The 13,941-nt window shown below is 61.2% G+C and carries 15 protein-coding genes; 12 read left to right on the forward strand and 3 right to left on the reverse strand.

The window, feature by feature from the left end:
- The first annotated feature begins 2 nt into the window (after positions 1-2).
- The 9 genes from GJW30_RS14865 to GJW30_RS14905 all read left to right on the forward strand — a co-directional run bounded on the left by GJW30_RS14865 (position 3) and on the right by GJW30_RS14905 (position 7,570).
- Complete coding sequence (locus GJW30_RS14865) at positions 3-422, forward strand: VOC family protein (RefSeq protein WP_197703735.1); 420 nt, start codon at positions 3-5, stop codon at positions 420-422.
- A gap of 10 nt (positions 423-432) precedes the next feature.
- On the forward strand, positions 433-1,812 hold the full coding sequence (locus tag GJW30_RS14870; RefSeq protein ID WP_096356639.1) for a pyruvate dehydrogenase complex dihydrolipoamide acetyltransferase: 1,380 nt from the start codon (positions 433-435) through the stop codon (positions 1,810-1,812).
- Positions 1,813-1,824: 12 nt separating this feature from the next.
- On the forward strand, positions 1,825-2,220 hold the full coding sequence (locus GJW30_RS14875) for a hypothetical protein (protein ID WP_096356641.1): 396 nt from the start codon (positions 1,825-1,827) through the stop codon (positions 2,218-2,220).
- Positions 2,221-2,317: 97 nt separating this feature from the next.
- Complete coding sequence (locus tag GJW30_RS14880; protein ID WP_096356643.1) at positions 2,318-3,319, forward strand: Bug family tripartite tricarboxylate transporter substrate binding protein; 1,002 nt, start codon at positions 2,318-2,320, stop codon at positions 3,317-3,319.
- A 130-nt stretch (positions 3,320-3,449) separates the two neighbouring features.
- Positions 3,450-4,871: a dihydrolipoyl dehydrogenase gene (gene lpdA, locus GJW30_RS14885; protein ID WP_096356645.1), complete on the forward strand. Its 1,422-nt coding sequence runs from the start codon at positions 3,450-3,452 to the stop codon at positions 4,869-4,871.
- A gap of 109 nt (positions 4,872-4,980) precedes the next feature.
- Positions 4,981-5,580, forward strand: coding sequence for a DUF4337 domain-containing protein (locus tag GJW30_RS14890; protein WP_096356647.1), 600 nt, complete (start codon positions 4,981-4,983; stop codon positions 5,578-5,580).
- Positions 5,581-5,637: 57 nt separating this feature from the next.
- On the forward strand, positions 5,638-6,588 hold the full coding sequence (gene lipA / locus GJW30_RS14895; protein WP_096356650.1) for a lipoyl synthase: 951 nt from the start codon (positions 5,638-5,640) through the stop codon (positions 6,586-6,588).
- Positions 6,589-6,596: 8 nt separating this feature from the next.
- Positions 6,597-7,106: a P-loop NTPase family protein gene (locus GJW30_RS14900; RefSeq protein ID WP_096356653.1), complete on the forward strand. Its 510-nt coding sequence runs from the start codon at positions 6,597-6,599 to the stop codon at positions 7,104-7,106.
- Entirely contained in the window at positions 7,106-7,570 is a 465-nt protein-coding gene (locus GJW30_RS14905; protein ID WP_096356655.1) for a type II toxin-antitoxin system RatA family toxin, read from the forward strand. The genes GJW30_RS14900 and GJW30_RS14905 overlap by 1 nt, the downstream gene beginning before the upstream one ends.
- Positions 7,571-7,574: 4 nt before the next feature.
- On the opposite strand, the gene bla is transcribed toward GJW30_RS14905, so the two are convergent.
- The 3 genes from bla to GJW30_RS14920 form a co-directional block, all read right to left on the reverse strand.
- Positions 7,575-8,462: a subclass B3 metallo-beta-lactamase gene (gene bla / locus GJW30_RS14910; protein WP_096356657.1), complete on the reverse strand. Its 888-nt coding sequence runs from the start codon at positions 8,460-8,462 to the stop codon at positions 7,575-7,577.
- 69 nt (positions 8,463-8,531) lie between these two features.
- Positions 8,532-9,017, reverse strand: a complete 486-nt coding sequence (locus GJW30_RS14915; RefSeq protein WP_096356659.1) for a CinA family protein — start codon at positions 9,015-9,017, stop codon at positions 8,532-8,534.
- Positions 9,018-9,019: 2 nt separating this feature from the next.
- A complete protein-coding gene (locus GJW30_RS14920) occupies positions 9,020-10,189 on the reverse strand; it encodes a bifunctional 2-C-methyl-D-erythritol 4-phosphate cytidylyltransferase/2-C-methyl-D-erythritol 2,4-cyclodiphosphate synthase (protein WP_430727078.1) in 1,170 nt (389 codons plus the stop codon).
- Positions 10,190-10,295: 106 nt separating this feature from the next.
- Between GJW30_RS14920 and dusB the strand changes: the two genes are divergently transcribed.
- Genes dusB through ntrC form a run of 3 tightly spaced genes read left to right on the forward strand, consistent with a single transcriptional unit; the run spans position 10,296 to position 13,939 of the window.
- Positions 10,296-11,351, forward strand: coding sequence for a tRNA dihydrouridine synthase DusB (dusB, locus tag GJW30_RS14925; RefSeq protein WP_430727079.1), 1,056 nt, complete (start codon positions 10,296-10,298; stop codon positions 11,349-11,351).
- On the forward strand, positions 11,348-12,490 hold the full coding sequence (locus GJW30_RS14930; protein ID WP_096356663.1) for a two-component system sensor histidine kinase NtrB: 1,143 nt from the start codon (positions 11,348-11,350) through the stop codon (positions 12,488-12,490). The genes dusB and GJW30_RS14930 overlap by 4 nt, the downstream gene beginning before the upstream one ends.
- Positions 12,491-12,502: 12 nt before the next feature.
- Entirely contained in the window at positions 12,503-13,939 is a 1,437-nt protein-coding gene (gene ntrC, locus GJW30_RS14935) for a nitrogen regulation protein NR(I) (RefSeq protein ID WP_096356665.1), read from the forward strand.
- Positions 13,940-13,941 lie beyond the last annotated feature (2 nt).

A 13,941-nucleotide genomic window follows, 5' to 3' on the forward strand; every position in this document is an offset into this window, starting at 1 on the left:
GATTGCGCGGCGCCATCAACCATATCGCGTTGACGGTCTCCAATCTGGCGGACGCAGAGAGCAATTTCTATGCTCCGGTGCTCGGTTTCCTTGGCTACGAGAAAGTCGAAGACCAAGCCGAGAAGGCGACGCTATGGTTCAACAAACACAGCGGCGCCGCGATCAATCTTTGGCAAGCGCATCCGGAGCATCAGGGCAACAAGCACTATCGCTACAGCCCCGGCTTCCATCATCTCGCATTCTCGCTCGAGAGCCGCGAAGCCATCGACTCGCTCTACGACGTGCTGATCGGTTACGCGATCCGCGTGCTCGACGACCCTGCTGAATACCCGCATTATGCCCCCGGCTATTATGCGGTCTATTTCGAAGACGGCGACGGAATGAAATTCGAAGCCGTGCACATGCCCGTGATTCCAGAATAGTGGTGACCTGATGCCCACCAACATCCTCATGCCAGCGCTGTCGCCCACGATGGAAAAGGGCAACCTCGCCAAGTGGCTCAAAAAAGAGGGCGACAAGGTCGCGCCCGGCGACATCATCGCCGAGATCGAGACCGACAAGGCGACGATGGAAGTCGAGGCTGTCGACGAAGGCACGCTCGCCAAGATCGTCGTGCCGGCCGGCACATCGGACGTGCCGGTCAATCAGCTGATTGCGGTGCTCGCGGGCGAGGGCGAGGACGTATCGGCGGCTGCAAGCGCCGCAGCGTCGGCGCCGCCCGCCGCGAAGCAGGAAGCCGCGAAGCCTGCCGAGCAGAAAGCCTCCGAGAAGGCGTCGGAAAAAGCTCCGGAGCAGAAAGCGGCGCCAGCCGCTGCTCCTGCCCCGCAAGCCGTGCCCGCTGCCGCGAAAGCAAACGGGCAAGGCGGTCGCGTTTTCTCATCTCCGCTGGCGCGTCGTCTCGCGAAAGAAGCCGGGATCGAAATCGGCCGAGTCGAAGGCAGCGGCCCGCATGGCCGCATCATCGCGCGCGACGTCGAGCAGGCGAAGGACGGCAAGGGTCTCAAAGCGGCCGCTGCTGCTCCCGGCGCCGCGCCGCAAGCCGCTGCCGCAAGTGCCCCGGCGTCGGCACCGCCGAGCGACGACAAAATCCGCGCGCTCTTCCCGGAAGGCTCGTACGAAACGATCCCGCACGACGGCATGCGCAAGACCATCGCGCGCCGTCTCACCGAAGCGAAGTCGCAGGTCCCGCATTTCTATCTGACGCTCGACTGCGAACTCGATGCTCTCCTGGCTCTGCGCGAGCAGATCAACGGCGCAGCGCCGAAGGACAAGGACGGCAAGCCGGCCTACAAAGTCTCGGTCAACGATTTCATCATCAAGGCGCTTGCCATTGCGCTCATCCGCGTACCGGATGCGAATGTCTCGTGGACCGAAGGCGCAATGCTCAAGCACAAGCACGCAGACGTCGGCGTTGCGGTCTCGATCCCAGGCGGATTGATCACGCCGATCGTTCGCCAGGCTGAAACGAAGACACTCTCCACCATCTCGAACGAGATGAAGGACTACGCGGCGCGCGCCAAGAACCGTAAGCTCAAGCCCGACGAATACCAGGGCGGCACGACGGCGGTGTCGAACCTTGGCATGTTCGGCGTGAAGGATTTTGCGGCCGTCATCAACCCGCCGCATGCAACGATCCTCGCGGTCGGCGCCGGCGAAAAGCGCGTTGTTGTCAAGAATAACGCGCCGGCCGTCGCTACCGTGATGTCGGTCACGCTGTCGACCGACCATCGCGCGGTCGACGGTGCGTTGGCGGCCGAGTTGGCGCAAGCCTTCAAGGGGCTCATCGAGCATCCGATGGGAATGCTGGTCTAGCGGACGCAGCGCGTGGGCAAGCTCTTCACGCTCGTCCTCGCGTTCTTCGCTTCGCTGCTGGTCGGCGGCATCGTGCAAAACTTGCTCGCCGTCTATGCGAAGGCGGATCTCGAGTTCGTCATCGCGATCGTGATCTTCATTCTCGCGACCCAGATCTATTCCATTGTCTTCGGCATCGCGCTGTTCGCGCATTGGAGCATCGACCGCTGTGCGCTGTGGCTGACCGGCATAACGGTCGCGCTCGTGATCGCAGGCGAGATTGTCATCATCATCGCGCAAGGCTCAATCCGCACCGTAAAAGCCGACACTCTGATCTTGGGTTACATGATCGTGCCGTCACTGATCGCGATTGCCATCCACTGGTTGATCGTGCGGAGGCGGGCGGCTCGCGACCGCGCCTTGGTTTAGTGTCACGAGGGCGCTGCCACGCGCCGCATTGACAGTCGCGAGCGCGGTCACTTCAATTGCCGATAAAGAACGAAAAAGATCCACAGAGGACGCTACAATGAACAACAACAAAATCACGCGCCGCCAGGTTCTTCTCACCGCAGCAGCAGGCACCGCTTTGGTCGCCGCGCCGTCGGTCCTTCGTGCGCAAGCCAGTTACCCGAACAAGAATGTCCGCATCATCGTTCCGTTTCCGGCCGGCGGTACTACCGACATGCTGGCGCGCCTGTTCGCGCAACGCCTCGGCGAGACGATGGGGCAGACCTTCCTCGTCGAAAACGTCGGCGGCGGTGGTGGCTCGATTGGCGCCGAGCAGGTCGCGCGCGCGCCCGCGGACGGCTACACGCTGCTGTTCCACAATCTGACATTCTCGACGACAACATCGTCGCTTCAGTATGCTGGACGCGCGAAGCACGATATCGAGAAGGACTTTGTGCCGATCTCGGTCGGCGCTTATGTGCCGATGCTGCTCCTCGCGCACCCGTCGACCAAGGTGAAGAACCTCAAGGAATTCGTTGCCTTCGCGAAGGAGACGAAAGACCCCTTGTTCTACGGCTCGACCGGGCCGGGGAGCGTAATGAATCTTATCGGGGAATTGCTGAAGCGCGACGCGAGCATCAAGATGGACCATGTGCCATTCCGTGGCGCTGCGCCGCTCGTGCAGGAGCTGCTGTCTGGCCGCATCCAGCTGGGCGGCGATCAACTCTCGACATCGCTGCAGCATGCGAAAGCTGGCTCGCTCACACCGATCGCCGTGCATGGCGAGAAGCGCTCACCGGCGCTTCCGGATGTCCCGACAGTCCGCGAGCTTGGTTTCCCCAATCTCGAACTGCAGGGCTGGAACGGCTTCTTCGCACCGGCCGGCACGCCGCCCGAGGTCGTTGCCAAGCTCGGCCAGGAAATCACCGCGGCTGCTAAGCGCGAGGATATCGCCAAGAAGATGATTGAGGTCGGCGCCGAGCCCAGCGGTTCCTCACAAGCCGAAATGCGTGAGATGTTGAAAGCGCAGGTCGCAAAAGTGAAGCCGGTCGTCGAAGAATTGAAGCTCGTCGTTCAGTAAATAATTCGAGTGCAATGCGAAAAGGCCGGGGCTCCGCCTCGGCCTTCACTTTTCCGCCGCCGGCCTGATTGCCCCGAGCGATCAGACCGCTAAGATGCTGCGCGGAGAGGAAATACCTTAGGAATTTGCCATGGCCGATACTTCATTCGACATCATCATTATTGGATCGGGCCCTGGCGGCTATGTGACGGCCATTCGTGCCGCGCAGCTCGGCTTCAAGACCGCCGTTATCGAGCGCTCGTTCCTCGGCGGCATCTGTTCGAACTGGGGTTGCATCCCGACGAAGGCGCTGCTGCGTTCCGCCGAAATTTATCACTACATGCAGCACGCGAAGGACTACGGCCTCTCCGCCGAGAATGTGAAGTTCGATCCGGCTGCCGTGATCAAACGCTCTCGCGGCGTCGCTGGCCGCATGAACACCGGCGTCGGCTTCCTGATGAAGAAGAACAAGATCTCGGTGATCTGGGGCGAGGCGACGATCGACGCGCCCGGCAAGATCACCGTGAAGGAATCGAAGACCGAAGCGCCGAAAGGGTCACTTGGCCCAGGTGCGTATCAGGCAAAGCACATCATCGTCGCGACCGGCGCGCGCCCGCGGGTGTTGCCTGGGCTAGAGCCGGACGGCAAACTCGTCTGGACGTATTTCGAGGCGATGAACCCCGACAAGATGCCGAAGTCGCTGATCGTCATGGGCTCGGGTGCCATCGGCATCGAGTTCGCATCGTTCTATCGCACAATGGGCGCCGAGGTGACGGTCGTCGAAGTGCTGCCGCAAATCCTCCCAGTCGAGGATGCCGAGATCGCTGCCTTCGCGCGCAAGGCGCTCGAAAAGCAGGGGATGAAAATTCACAGCGGCACGAAAGTGACGAAGCTGGAGAAGAAGGGCGACAAGGTCGTTGCGACCCTCGAAGACGCAAAAGGCGGTACGCAAACGATCGAAGCCGATCGCGCGATCTCGGCTGTCGGCGTCGTCGGCAATGTCGAGAACATCGGTCTCGAAAAACTCGGCGTGAAGATCGAACGCGGCTGCATCGCCATCGACGACTTCTGCCGAACGAACGTGCCGGGGATCTACGCTATCGGAGATGTTGCTGGACCGCCGATGCTCGCGCACAAAGCAGAGCATGAAGGCGTGGTATGCGTCGAGGCCATCAAGGGATTGCATCCGCATCCGATGGATAAAGCGATGATCCCGGGCTGCACGTACTGCCACCCGCAGATCGCATCGATCGGCCTGACCGAAGCGAAGGCGAAAGAGGCCGGTCGCGATATCCGCGTCGGCCGCTTCCCGTTCGTTGGCAACGGCAAGGCCGTCGCACTCGGCGAGGATCAGGGCCTTGTCAAAGTCATCTTCGACAAGAAGACCGGACAACTGCTCGGCGCTCACATGGTCGGCGCAGAAGTCACCGAGCTGATCCAGGGCTTCGCGGTCGCGATGAATCTCGAGACGACAGAGGAAGAGTTGATGCACACGATCTTCCCGCATCCGACGCTCTCAGAGATGATGAAGGAAGCTGTGCTCGATGCTTATGGCCGCGTGCTCAACATGTGACAACGGAGATCTGGTGCCTCTCGGTTCGCAGTATGTTCTCGTCGTTCTGCCCTGACATTGCCGCGGATTCCGGGTCATACCTTTGCGAAACACAGCGTAGAGGTAAGCCATGCAAGCCGATGAAGCCGCGGATATGATGGACAAGGACCGCGAGTCCGACAGATTCAAGCAGCGGGCCGCGGTCGCAATCGCATTCTTTGCGATGCTGCTCGCCATCACGGGTCTCGGCGGCAACAACGCCACCAAGGATGCCCTCAACAGCAACATCCAGGCGTCAAACCTGTTCAATTTCTATCAAGCCAAAAACCAGCGTCAGATGGGTTTCGAGCTCGCCGCTGACTACGCGGAATTTGCGACCCTGCACGATCCGGCGTTGCCGGCGGAGCAGAAGGAGCATTGGCGCAAGAAGCTCGACACATACCGCAAGACCGTCGCGCGCTACGAATCCGAGCCTGAAACCAACGAGGGCAAGAAGGAACTGCTCGTGAAGGCACGCGAAGAGACCAAAAAGCGCGACATCGCGTTGCGTAAGGACCCGTATTTCGACTACGCCGAGGCCCTTCTGCAGATATCGATCGTGCTGATCTCGGTATCCATCATCGCGGGCGTTGCCTGGCTGGCATTCTTCGGGGGCGCCATCGGCATCGTGGGCGGCCTATTGATGATAAACGGCTTTCTGCTTCTGGTTGCGATCCCGGGCCTCGAATAGCGCCTTCACAAATCGGGTCGGGATCGTTACCTAAGAGGTCATACAGGACCTTCGCCCATGGTTGTCGTTCTCGACCACTCGACCAAGCCGCGCCACCCCGAAAAGGCGGCGCGCGCTGACACCCCGATCCTGCGCAAACCCGACTGGATTCGGGTCAAGGCGCCGGGCTCGCGCGGCTTTGGCGACACGCATAAGATCGTTCGCGAAAACGGCCTCGTCACGGTCTGCGAAGAGGCCGGCTGCCCGAATATCGGCGAATGCTGGGAAAAGAAGCACGCCACCTTCATGATCATGGGCGACACGTGCACACGCGCGTGCGGCTTCTGCAATGTGAAGACCGGCCTGCCGGGCGCGCTTGATCTTGCCGAACCCGAAAAGGTTGCTGACGCGACCGCGAAGCTCGGCCTCAGCCACATCGTCGTCACGTCGGTCGATCGCGACGATCTCGCAGATGGCGGCGCCGAACATTTCGCCAAAACGATCACGGCAATCCGCAAAGCGTGCCCGACGACAACGATCGAAGTGCTGACTCCGGACTTCTTGCGCAAGCCAGGCGCGCTCGAGACCGTCGTTGCGGCAAAGCCGGACGTCTTCAACCATAATCTCGAAACGGTGCCGTCGCGCTATCTGACGGTGCGACCGGGCGCGCGTTATTTCCATTCGATCCGGTTGCTGCAGCAGGTCAAGGAACTCGACCCGCAGATGTTCACCAAGTCCGGCATCATGGTTGGCCTCGGTGAAGAGCGGAACGAAGTATTGCAGCTGATGGATGATCTGCGCAGCGCGGATGTCGATTTCCTCACCATCGGCCAGTATCTGCAGCCGAGCCGTAAACACGTCGCACTTCAGCGCTTCGTCACACCGGATGAATTCAAGGCTTACGAGACGATTGCGTACACCAAGGGCTTCCTGATGGTGTCGGCGTCACCGCTGACGCGTTCATCGCACCACGCCGGCGACGACTTTGTGCGCCTCCGTGCTGCCCGCGAAGCGCAGCGCCGCTCCTGAGTGCGGTTATGCAGCGCGTGCTTGTGATTGGGTGCTCCGGCGCCGGCAAGTCGACCTTGGCGCGCGTACTGTCCGAAAAACTGCAACTGCCTCTGCACTCGCTGGACCAAATGTTCTGGCAACCGGGTTGGACGGAACCTGACGGGAAGCAGTTTGCCGCGCGTGTCGCGACGGTGGCGGCCGAACCCAAGTGGATCATCGAAGGCACATTTCTCGGACATGCGGGAGAGGTCCGGCGCGAACGAGCGGAGGCAGTCATTTGGCTCGATTTCCCGCGATGGACTTGCCTCGCCGGGGTGCTGACAAGAACTCTTCAGAACTACGGCCGAGTGCGATTCGGTATGGCTGAAGGTTGCCCCGAGCGATTTGATTGGGAATTTCTGCGCTACATTTGGACCTTCAACCAAATTCAACGGCCGGGAATTGTCGAATACGTTGCCCGACTGCGGCCGGATCAGAGGCTGATTGTACTTGCCTCGCGCCGGAGTGTGACCGCGTTTCTTGGCGGGAAGAACTAATGCCGCAATATCGAACCAGCCGCCGCGTTGCCCACAGCGCCGAGAACATGTTCGATCTCGTCGCGGACGTTGAGCGCTATCCGGAATTCGTGCCGCTTTGCGAGAAGTTGCGCATTCGCCGTCGCGCCGAAGGCGGGGAGGGCACGGATATCATCGTTGCCGAGATGACGGTGTCCTACGCTGTGCTGCGCGAGACCTTCATGAGCCGCGTGACGCTCAACAAGCCGAACCTCAAGATCGGCGTCGAGTATCTCGACGGTCCATTCAGCCGTCTCGACAATCGGTGGAGTTTTACCGTGCTCGACGAGACGTCGTGCGACGTCGCGTTCTTTATCTCGTACGAGTTCAAGAGCCGCATGCTCGGCATGGTGATGGGCAGCGTCTTCGACGCTGCCTTCCGCCGTTTCGCCGACGCGTTCGAGAAGCGCGCCGACCAAATTTACGGCCGCGCCGTGAAAGCGTGACGGACTATTTCTTCTCGAGCGCTGCCGTCTGCTTCTTCAACGCTTCTTCGAATGCAGTCTCCATCGTCGCCGCGTAAGTGTTGAACTCGCCCGGCTTGATGAATGGGTTTGGGGCGCCATCGCGGATCTGCTCGCGCTTCTCCTTCATGCCGAACATTTCGGGATGTGGCGCGAGGAAGATATCGGCTTTGATGTCGCGCGCACGCGCAAACGTCTTGCGATAGTCCTCGACGATGGTCGGATGCGTCGGCTTGCCGACGAGCTTGTTGAGCGCGACCGTGCCGCTACAGAACAGAAACGCCGTGTAGTCCTTGCCGTTTTCTTTGACCGGGATCATCCAGCTCGTGCAGCCAGGCGAGTGGCCTGGCGTCATCACGGCCGTGATCGTCGTATCGCCGACCGTGATCTTGTCGCCCTCGCCGACAACGCGGTCGACTTTCACGGCCGGAAAGTCGAGCGCCTTCTCATCCTCTTGTCCGGGATAGTAGCCGCCTTCGAGGATCGGCTTGTCGAGCGCGCTCGCAGCGAGCGGAGCGCCGCTTTCTTTCTTCAACTCCGCAAGCCCCGCCGCGTGATCGAGATGCGCGTGCGTGTTGAGGAGTTGCTTCACGTCGGTGAGTTTGAAGCCGAGCTTTTCGATATTCGCTTTGATCTGCGAATTGGCTTCCACAAGTCCCGTATCGATGAGGATGTGGCCTTGCGGCGAGGTGATGAGCCACGAACCAAGCCCTGCAGTCCCGACGTAGTGGATGTTGCCGGCGACGCGAAACGGCTCAGTCGGCGCATTCCAATTTGCCTTAAGTTTGTCGAGCAAATCCTTCAGCGTCTGTGCTTCGGCACTGACCGTCGTCATGCCCAAAGCAAAAAGGAAAGCAGCAGCAGCCCGTTTCATGGCGTTCCTCGTTTCTTATGATTCCGCCGCCAATAGCACACCGACAACACGGCGAGATTTAGCCATCAGCTAAGACGCAATTTCCCGCAACAGGTCGAGCGCTTCGAGTACGGATCGTCGCCGGATTTCCGCACGCCCAAGATCGCCGAACCGCTTCTCGCGATGGAGCGTCTTACCGCTTCGCGCGGCAGCAAAGTGCACGAGGCCGACAGGTTTCGCCGCCGAGCCGCCACCCGGACCGGCAACGCCCGTGATCGCGACAGCGGCCGAGACGCCGGCGCGCTCTTGTGCGCCCCGCGCCATCGCCTCCGCCGTTTCGCGGCTCACCGCGCCGTGTGCCTCCAACACTTCGGCGGACACGCCGACGAGTGCCATCTTTGCAGCGTTGGAATATGTAACGAACCCGCGGTCAACGACTTCTGACGAACCGGGAATTTCTGTCAACGCGCCGGCGACAAGCCCGCCGGTGCACGATTCCACGGTCGCAATCGTCATCTTGCGTTCGCGATAGAGCGCCAACGTTCGCTCCGCGGACGCGATGACTTCGGTGTCCATCGCTATTTGCTTTCGGGTAAACGCACGGTCGCGGTCGCCATCGCGGCAATCCCCTCGCGGCGACCGATAAAGCCGAGTTGCTCCATCGTCGTCGCCTTGATCGCCACCCGGTCGGCCGTGATACCTGCGATCTCGGCGATGCGCGCTCGCATCGCGTCGCGATGCGGTCCGACGCGTGGCGCTTCACACAGTAGTGTCGCATCGAGCAGCGTGATGACGCCGCCGCGTTGCCGCACGCGCTCTGCCGCGAAAGCGAGGAAGCGGTCGGATGACGCGCCGCGCCACTGTTCGTCTGAAGGCGGAAAGTGCGAGCCGATATCGCCGTCCGTGATCGCGCCGAGAAGAGCGTCAGTCAGCGCATGGAGAACAACGTCGGCGTCTGAATGCCCGGAAAGTTTTTTCTCGTGCGGAATGCGCACGCCGCCGAGCCAGACATGATCGCCATCCTCGAAGCAATGCACGTCGAAGCCCGTCGCAGTACGAACGTCCGTGAGTGCGGCCTTCGATGCGCGCGAGTCGGGCAGGTCGTCCGGAGTTGTGATCTTCACGTTGGAGCGCTCACCTTCGAAAATGTTGACGCGGAGGCCTGCCCATTCGGCAAGCGCGGAATCGTCCGTAAAGCCGTCGCGCCCTTCGTCGGCGGCGCGGCGATGCGCATCGAGCAGGGGAGCGAAGCGAAAGGCTTGAGGCGTCTGCACAGTCCGCAGACGAGACCGGTCAGGGGTATCGATCACGAGATCGTCTTCACCAACGACCTTCACCGTGTCCACAACCTGCAGTCCAGGGACCGCAGCGCCGAAGGTTTGGGCGGCCGCTATCGCATTTGTGATCAGTTCCGCCGTCGCGAAGGGGCGTGCGGCATCGTGCACCAGGACGATATCGGGCTTCAGCGCGGCCAAGGCTTCGAGGCCGGCGCGCACCGAGGCTTGTCGGGTGGCGCCGCCCGGCACCGCGGGAAGCGTCTCAATTCCGCTTAGGGAGCGAGCGAATATCTCACTGTCACCGGATCGTATAACTGGCTGAATATGATCGATATTCTCGTGAGAAGCGAAAGTCGCGATTGCGGCACGGACGATCGGCAAACCGTCGAGATAGCGATATTGCTTCGGGCTTCCGCCGAAGCGGGATCCGCTCCCGGCGGCGACAATAACAGCAGCAACTTTCGGCCTCATCCACAGGCCCTCGTCCAAGCACCCGCAAAGCTGGTTTTTTTGCATTGCAGCACTTGATGCGCTATCACGAATTGACTAAAGTCTGAGCAGAACATGGTTCGCCTAAATGATGGGCATTGCGCCACACGCAGCAGTTGGTGACTTGGAGCGGTTGCCTTTCTCTATAGGGCCGATCGCGGTCGCCAATCGGGCACTGCTTGCCCCGATGTCCGGCGTTACTGATGCCCCATTTCGCCGTCTTGTCGCAAGGCTCGGCGCAGGGGCTGTAGTATCCGAGATGACCGCAAGCGAACTTCTTGTTCAAGGCGACGCTGATGCCTTTCAACGGCTGCATGCCGGCGGAGCAGGTCCGCACATCGTGCAGCTCGCAGGGTGCGAGGCCCAATGGATGGCGGAAGGAGCCCGAGTCGCCGAAGCCGAAGGTGCTGACGTCATCGACATCAACATGGGCTGTCCGGCGCGCAAGGTTACAAACGGTTACTCGGGTTCTGCGTTGATGCGCGATCTCGACAACGCCGAGCGTTTGATCGACGCGACCGTCGGAGCCGTGTCGGTTCCCGTTACGCTGAAGATGCGACTCGGCTGGGATCACGACACGCTCAACGCTCCGGAACTCGCACAGCGCGCTGAGGCTGCCGGCGTTGTGATGATTACGGTGCATGGCCGGACCCGCTGCCAGTTCTACAAGGGCAGTGCCGATTGGCGTGCCGTTCAGGCAACGCGCGCAGCCGTGAATATTCCGGTCGTCGTCAACGGTGACATCACGAACGGCATGAGCGCGGCAGAGGCACTCGACAAATCCGGCGCGGATGCCGTGATGATCGGCCGTGCGGCCGTCGGACGTCCATGGCTGGTCGGGCAGGTGGGGGCGTATCTGCAATCCGGTGCAAAGCCGGGCGCAAAGCCGAAAGACCCGAGCCTGTCGGCGCAGCGAGACATGCTGCTCGAACTCTACGACCGAATGCTAGCCCTTCACGGTAAGGCGGTCGGTGTTCGCCATGTGCGTAAACATCTGCGTGCGTCTCTCGATGTAGCTGCCGGGCCGGGCGAGCGGCTGCAAGACCTTCGCAAGGAAATCCTCACGTCAGATGATCCCACTAGGGTCTCGGCCAGCGTCGTCGATTTCTACGACGCGATAGAACAAGAAAGGTGCGCCGCATGAGCATTGCGGAAGTCCACTCAGGCCTTGCCTTCTCGCCGTCCGATGCGGTCGTCCATGCGTTGCCGCATCCGATCATGATCGTTGCGCAAAACGGCCGTATTGCCGACGCCAACGCCGCCGCCGAGTCGTTCTTTGCGGTGTCGAGCGCACTGCTGCGTCGTCAGGTCGTGCGCGATCTCGTGCCGTTCGGCAGTCCGTTGCTGGCGTTGATCGAACAGGTGCGCAAACGCGGCGCGGCCGTGAACGAATATCGTGTCGACCTTGAAACGCCGCGCAATCCCGGCGAACGCATCGTCGATCTGTACGTCGCGCCGTTGGCGGAGCATCCGGGGCACGTCGTCGTGCTGCTTCAAGAGCGCACGCGCGCGGACAAAATGGATCGCCAGTTGACGCATCGTGGCGCAGCTCGCTCGGTCATCGCGCTGGCCGCAATGCTGGCGCATGAGATCAAGAACCCGCTGTCCGGTATCCGCGGTGCCGCGCAATTGCTCGAACAATCGAGCAATGATGACGACCGCGTTCTGACGCGTCTCATCTGCGACGAAGCCGATCGGATCGTGAAGCTCGTCGATCGCATGGAAGTCTTTGGCGACGAACGCCCCATAGACCGCGAACCGGTCAACATTCACGCAGTCCTCGAGCACGTGAAGAAGCTGGCGCAGACGGGTTTCGGCCGTCACATCAACTTTGTTGAAGAATACGATCCGTCGTTGCCGCCGGTGCTGGCCAATCGGGATCAACTGATTCAAGTGTTCCTCAATCTCGTGAAGAACGCCGCCGAAGCCATAGGCGATACGCAAGACGGTGAGATTCAGCTGACCACCGCGTTTCGTCCCGGTGTTCGCCTGTCGGTCCCCGGCAACAGCGCGCGCGTTTCTCTGCCGCTGGAGTTCTGCGTGAAGGACAACGGCCCGGGCGTCAGCGACGATCTCTTGCCGCACCTGTTCGATCCGTTCGTCACGACCAAGACGAGCGGGAGTGGCCTCGGCCTTGCATTGGTTGCGAAGATCGTCGGCGATCACGGCGGCATCGTGGAATGCGAGTCGCAAGCACGCCGCACGACATTCCGCGTTCTGATGCCGATGTATTCGACCGCACATTTAACAAAGCAGTCCGGCGCTACGCCAAGTGTGAAATAAAGGTCTCCGCCAATGGCAGCCAACATTCTTGTGGCCGACGACGACACCGCAATTCGTACGGTGCTCAATCAGGCCCTGTCACGCGCCGGATACGAGGTGCGCTCGACCGGCAACGCGGCGACGCTATGGCGCTGGGTCAGCCAAGGCGACGGTGATCTCGTCATCACGGACGTCGTGATGCCGGACGAAAACGCTTTCGATCTTCTGCCGCGCATCAAGAAGGCGCGGCCGGAGCTGCCCGTCATCGTCATGAGCGCGCAAAACACATTCATGACCGCGATCCGCGCGTCGGAGCGGGGCGCTTACGAATATCTGCCGAAGCCGTTCGATCTCAAAGAACTCATCGCGATCATTGGCCGGGCGCTGTCGGAGCCACGCGATAGGCGTCCGCAGATGGGGAAACCGGAAGAGCTGGATTCGATCCCGCTTGTTGGCCGCTCGCCTGCGATGCAGGAGATTTACCGTGTCCTCGCGAAATTGATGCAGACCGATCTGACGGTGCTGATCAACGGCGAATCCGGCACCGGTAAGGAACTGGTTGCGCGCGCACTGCACGATTACGGCAAGCGCCGCAACGGCCCGTTCGTTGCGATCAATATGGCAGCGATCCCGCGTGATCTTATCGAGTCCGAATTGTTCGGCCACGAGAAGGGTGCATTCACGGGTGCCAACACGCGTAGCGCCGGCCGGTTCGAGCAGGCCGAAGGGGGCACACTCTTCCTAGACGAAATCGGCGACATGCCGATGGAGGCGCAGACGCGCTTGCTGCGTGTTCTGCAGCAAGGTGAATACACGACCGTCGGCGGCCGCACGCCGATCAAGACCGACGTGCGTATCGTGGCCGCGACGAACAAGGATCTTCGCATCCTGATCTCGCAAGGTCTCTTCCGCGAAGACTTGTACTTCCGCCTCAACGTCGTGCCGCTGCGACTGCCGCCGCTGCGCGAGCGCAGTGAGGACGTGCCCGATCTCATCCGGCACTTTCTGACGATCGCCGAGCGCGAAGGTCTGCCGCCCAAGCGCGTCGATTCCGACGCGGTCGATCGCCTCAAGCGCTATCGCTGGCCCGGCAACGTCCGCGAGCTGGAAAACCTGGCACGCCGCATGGCGGCGCTCTATCCACACGAGGTCATTACAGCTGCCGTTGTCGATGCGGAGCTCAATCAAACATCGGCGGTGTCAGCGCCGGAGCCGCAGACCGAGGAGACCCTGAGCGCCTCGGTCGAACGGCATCTCGCGCGATACTTTGCGGGATTCCAGGGGCGTCTGCCGCCTCCTGGTCTCTACCATCGAATCCTCAGAGAGGTGGAACAACCGCTGCTTTCTGCTGCTTTGGCGGCCACCCGGGGCAACCAAATTCGCGCCGCCGACCTTCTAGGCGTCAACAGGAACACATTACGTAAGAAGATCAGAGACTTGGATATCCAAGTCTATCGCGGCGGCAGCTGAGC

It is taken from the genome of Variibacter gotjawalensis (genome assembly GCF_002355335.1).
Taxonomy (GTDB): domain Bacteria; phylum Pseudomonadota; class Alphaproteobacteria; order Rhizobiales; family Xanthobacteraceae; genus Variibacter; species Variibacter gotjawalensis.

What these genes read in the sequence shown, in the direction of transcription:
- GJW30_RS14870 (WP_096356639.1), top strand. Translation starts at nt 433, where the DNA reads ATGCCCACCAACATCCTCATGCCAGCGCTGTCGCCCACGATGGAAAAG.
- GJW30_RS14880 (WP_096356643.1), top strand. Translation starts at nt 2,318, where the DNA reads ATGAACAACAACAAAATCACGCGCCGCCAGGTTCTTCTCACCGCAGCA.
- lpdA (WP_096356645.1), top strand. Translation starts at nt 3,450, where the DNA reads ATGGCCGATACTTCATTCGACATCATCATTATTGGATCGGGCCCTGGC.
- GJW30_RS14890 (WP_096356647.1), top strand. Translation starts at nt 4,981, where the DNA reads ATGCAAGCCGATGAAGCCGCGGATATGATGGACAAGGACCGCGAGTCC.
- lipA (WP_096356650.1), top strand. Translation starts at nt 5,638, where the DNA reads ATGGTTGTCGTTCTCGACCACTCGACCAAGCCGCGCCACCCCGAAAAG.
- GJW30_RS14900 (WP_096356653.1), top strand. Translation starts at nt 6,597, where the DNA reads ATGCAGCGCGTGCTTGTGATTGGGTGCTCCGGCGCCGGCAAGTCGACC.
- GJW30_RS14905 (WP_096356655.1), top strand. Translation starts at nt 7,106, where the DNA reads ATGCCGCAATATCGAACCAGCCGCCGCGTTGCCCACAGCGCCGAGAAC.
- bla (WP_096356657.1), bottom strand. Translation starts at nt 8,462, where the DNA reads ATGAAACGGGCTGCTGCTGCTTTCCTTTTTGCTTTGGGCATGACGACG.
- GJW30_RS14915 (WP_096356659.1), bottom strand. Translation starts at nt 9,017, where the DNA reads ATGGACACCGAAGTCATCGCGTCCGCGGAGCGAACGTTGGCGCTCTAT.
- GJW30_RS14920 (WP_430727078.1), bottom strand. Translation starts at nt 10,189, where the DNA reads ATGAGGCCGAAAGTTGCTGCTGTTATTGTCGCCGCCGGGAGCGGATCC.
- dusB (WP_430727079.1), top strand. Translation starts at nt 10,296, where the DNA reads ATGATGGGCATTGCGCCACACGCAGCAGTTGGTGACTTGGAGCGGTTG.
- GJW30_RS14930 (WP_096356663.1), top strand. Translation starts at nt 11,348, where the DNA reads ATGAGCATTGCGGAAGTCCACTCAGGCCTTGCCTTCTCGCCGTCCGAT.
- ntrC (WP_096356665.1), top strand. Translation starts at nt 12,503, where the DNA reads ATGGCAGCCAACATTCTTGTGGCCGACGACGACACCGCAATTCGTACG.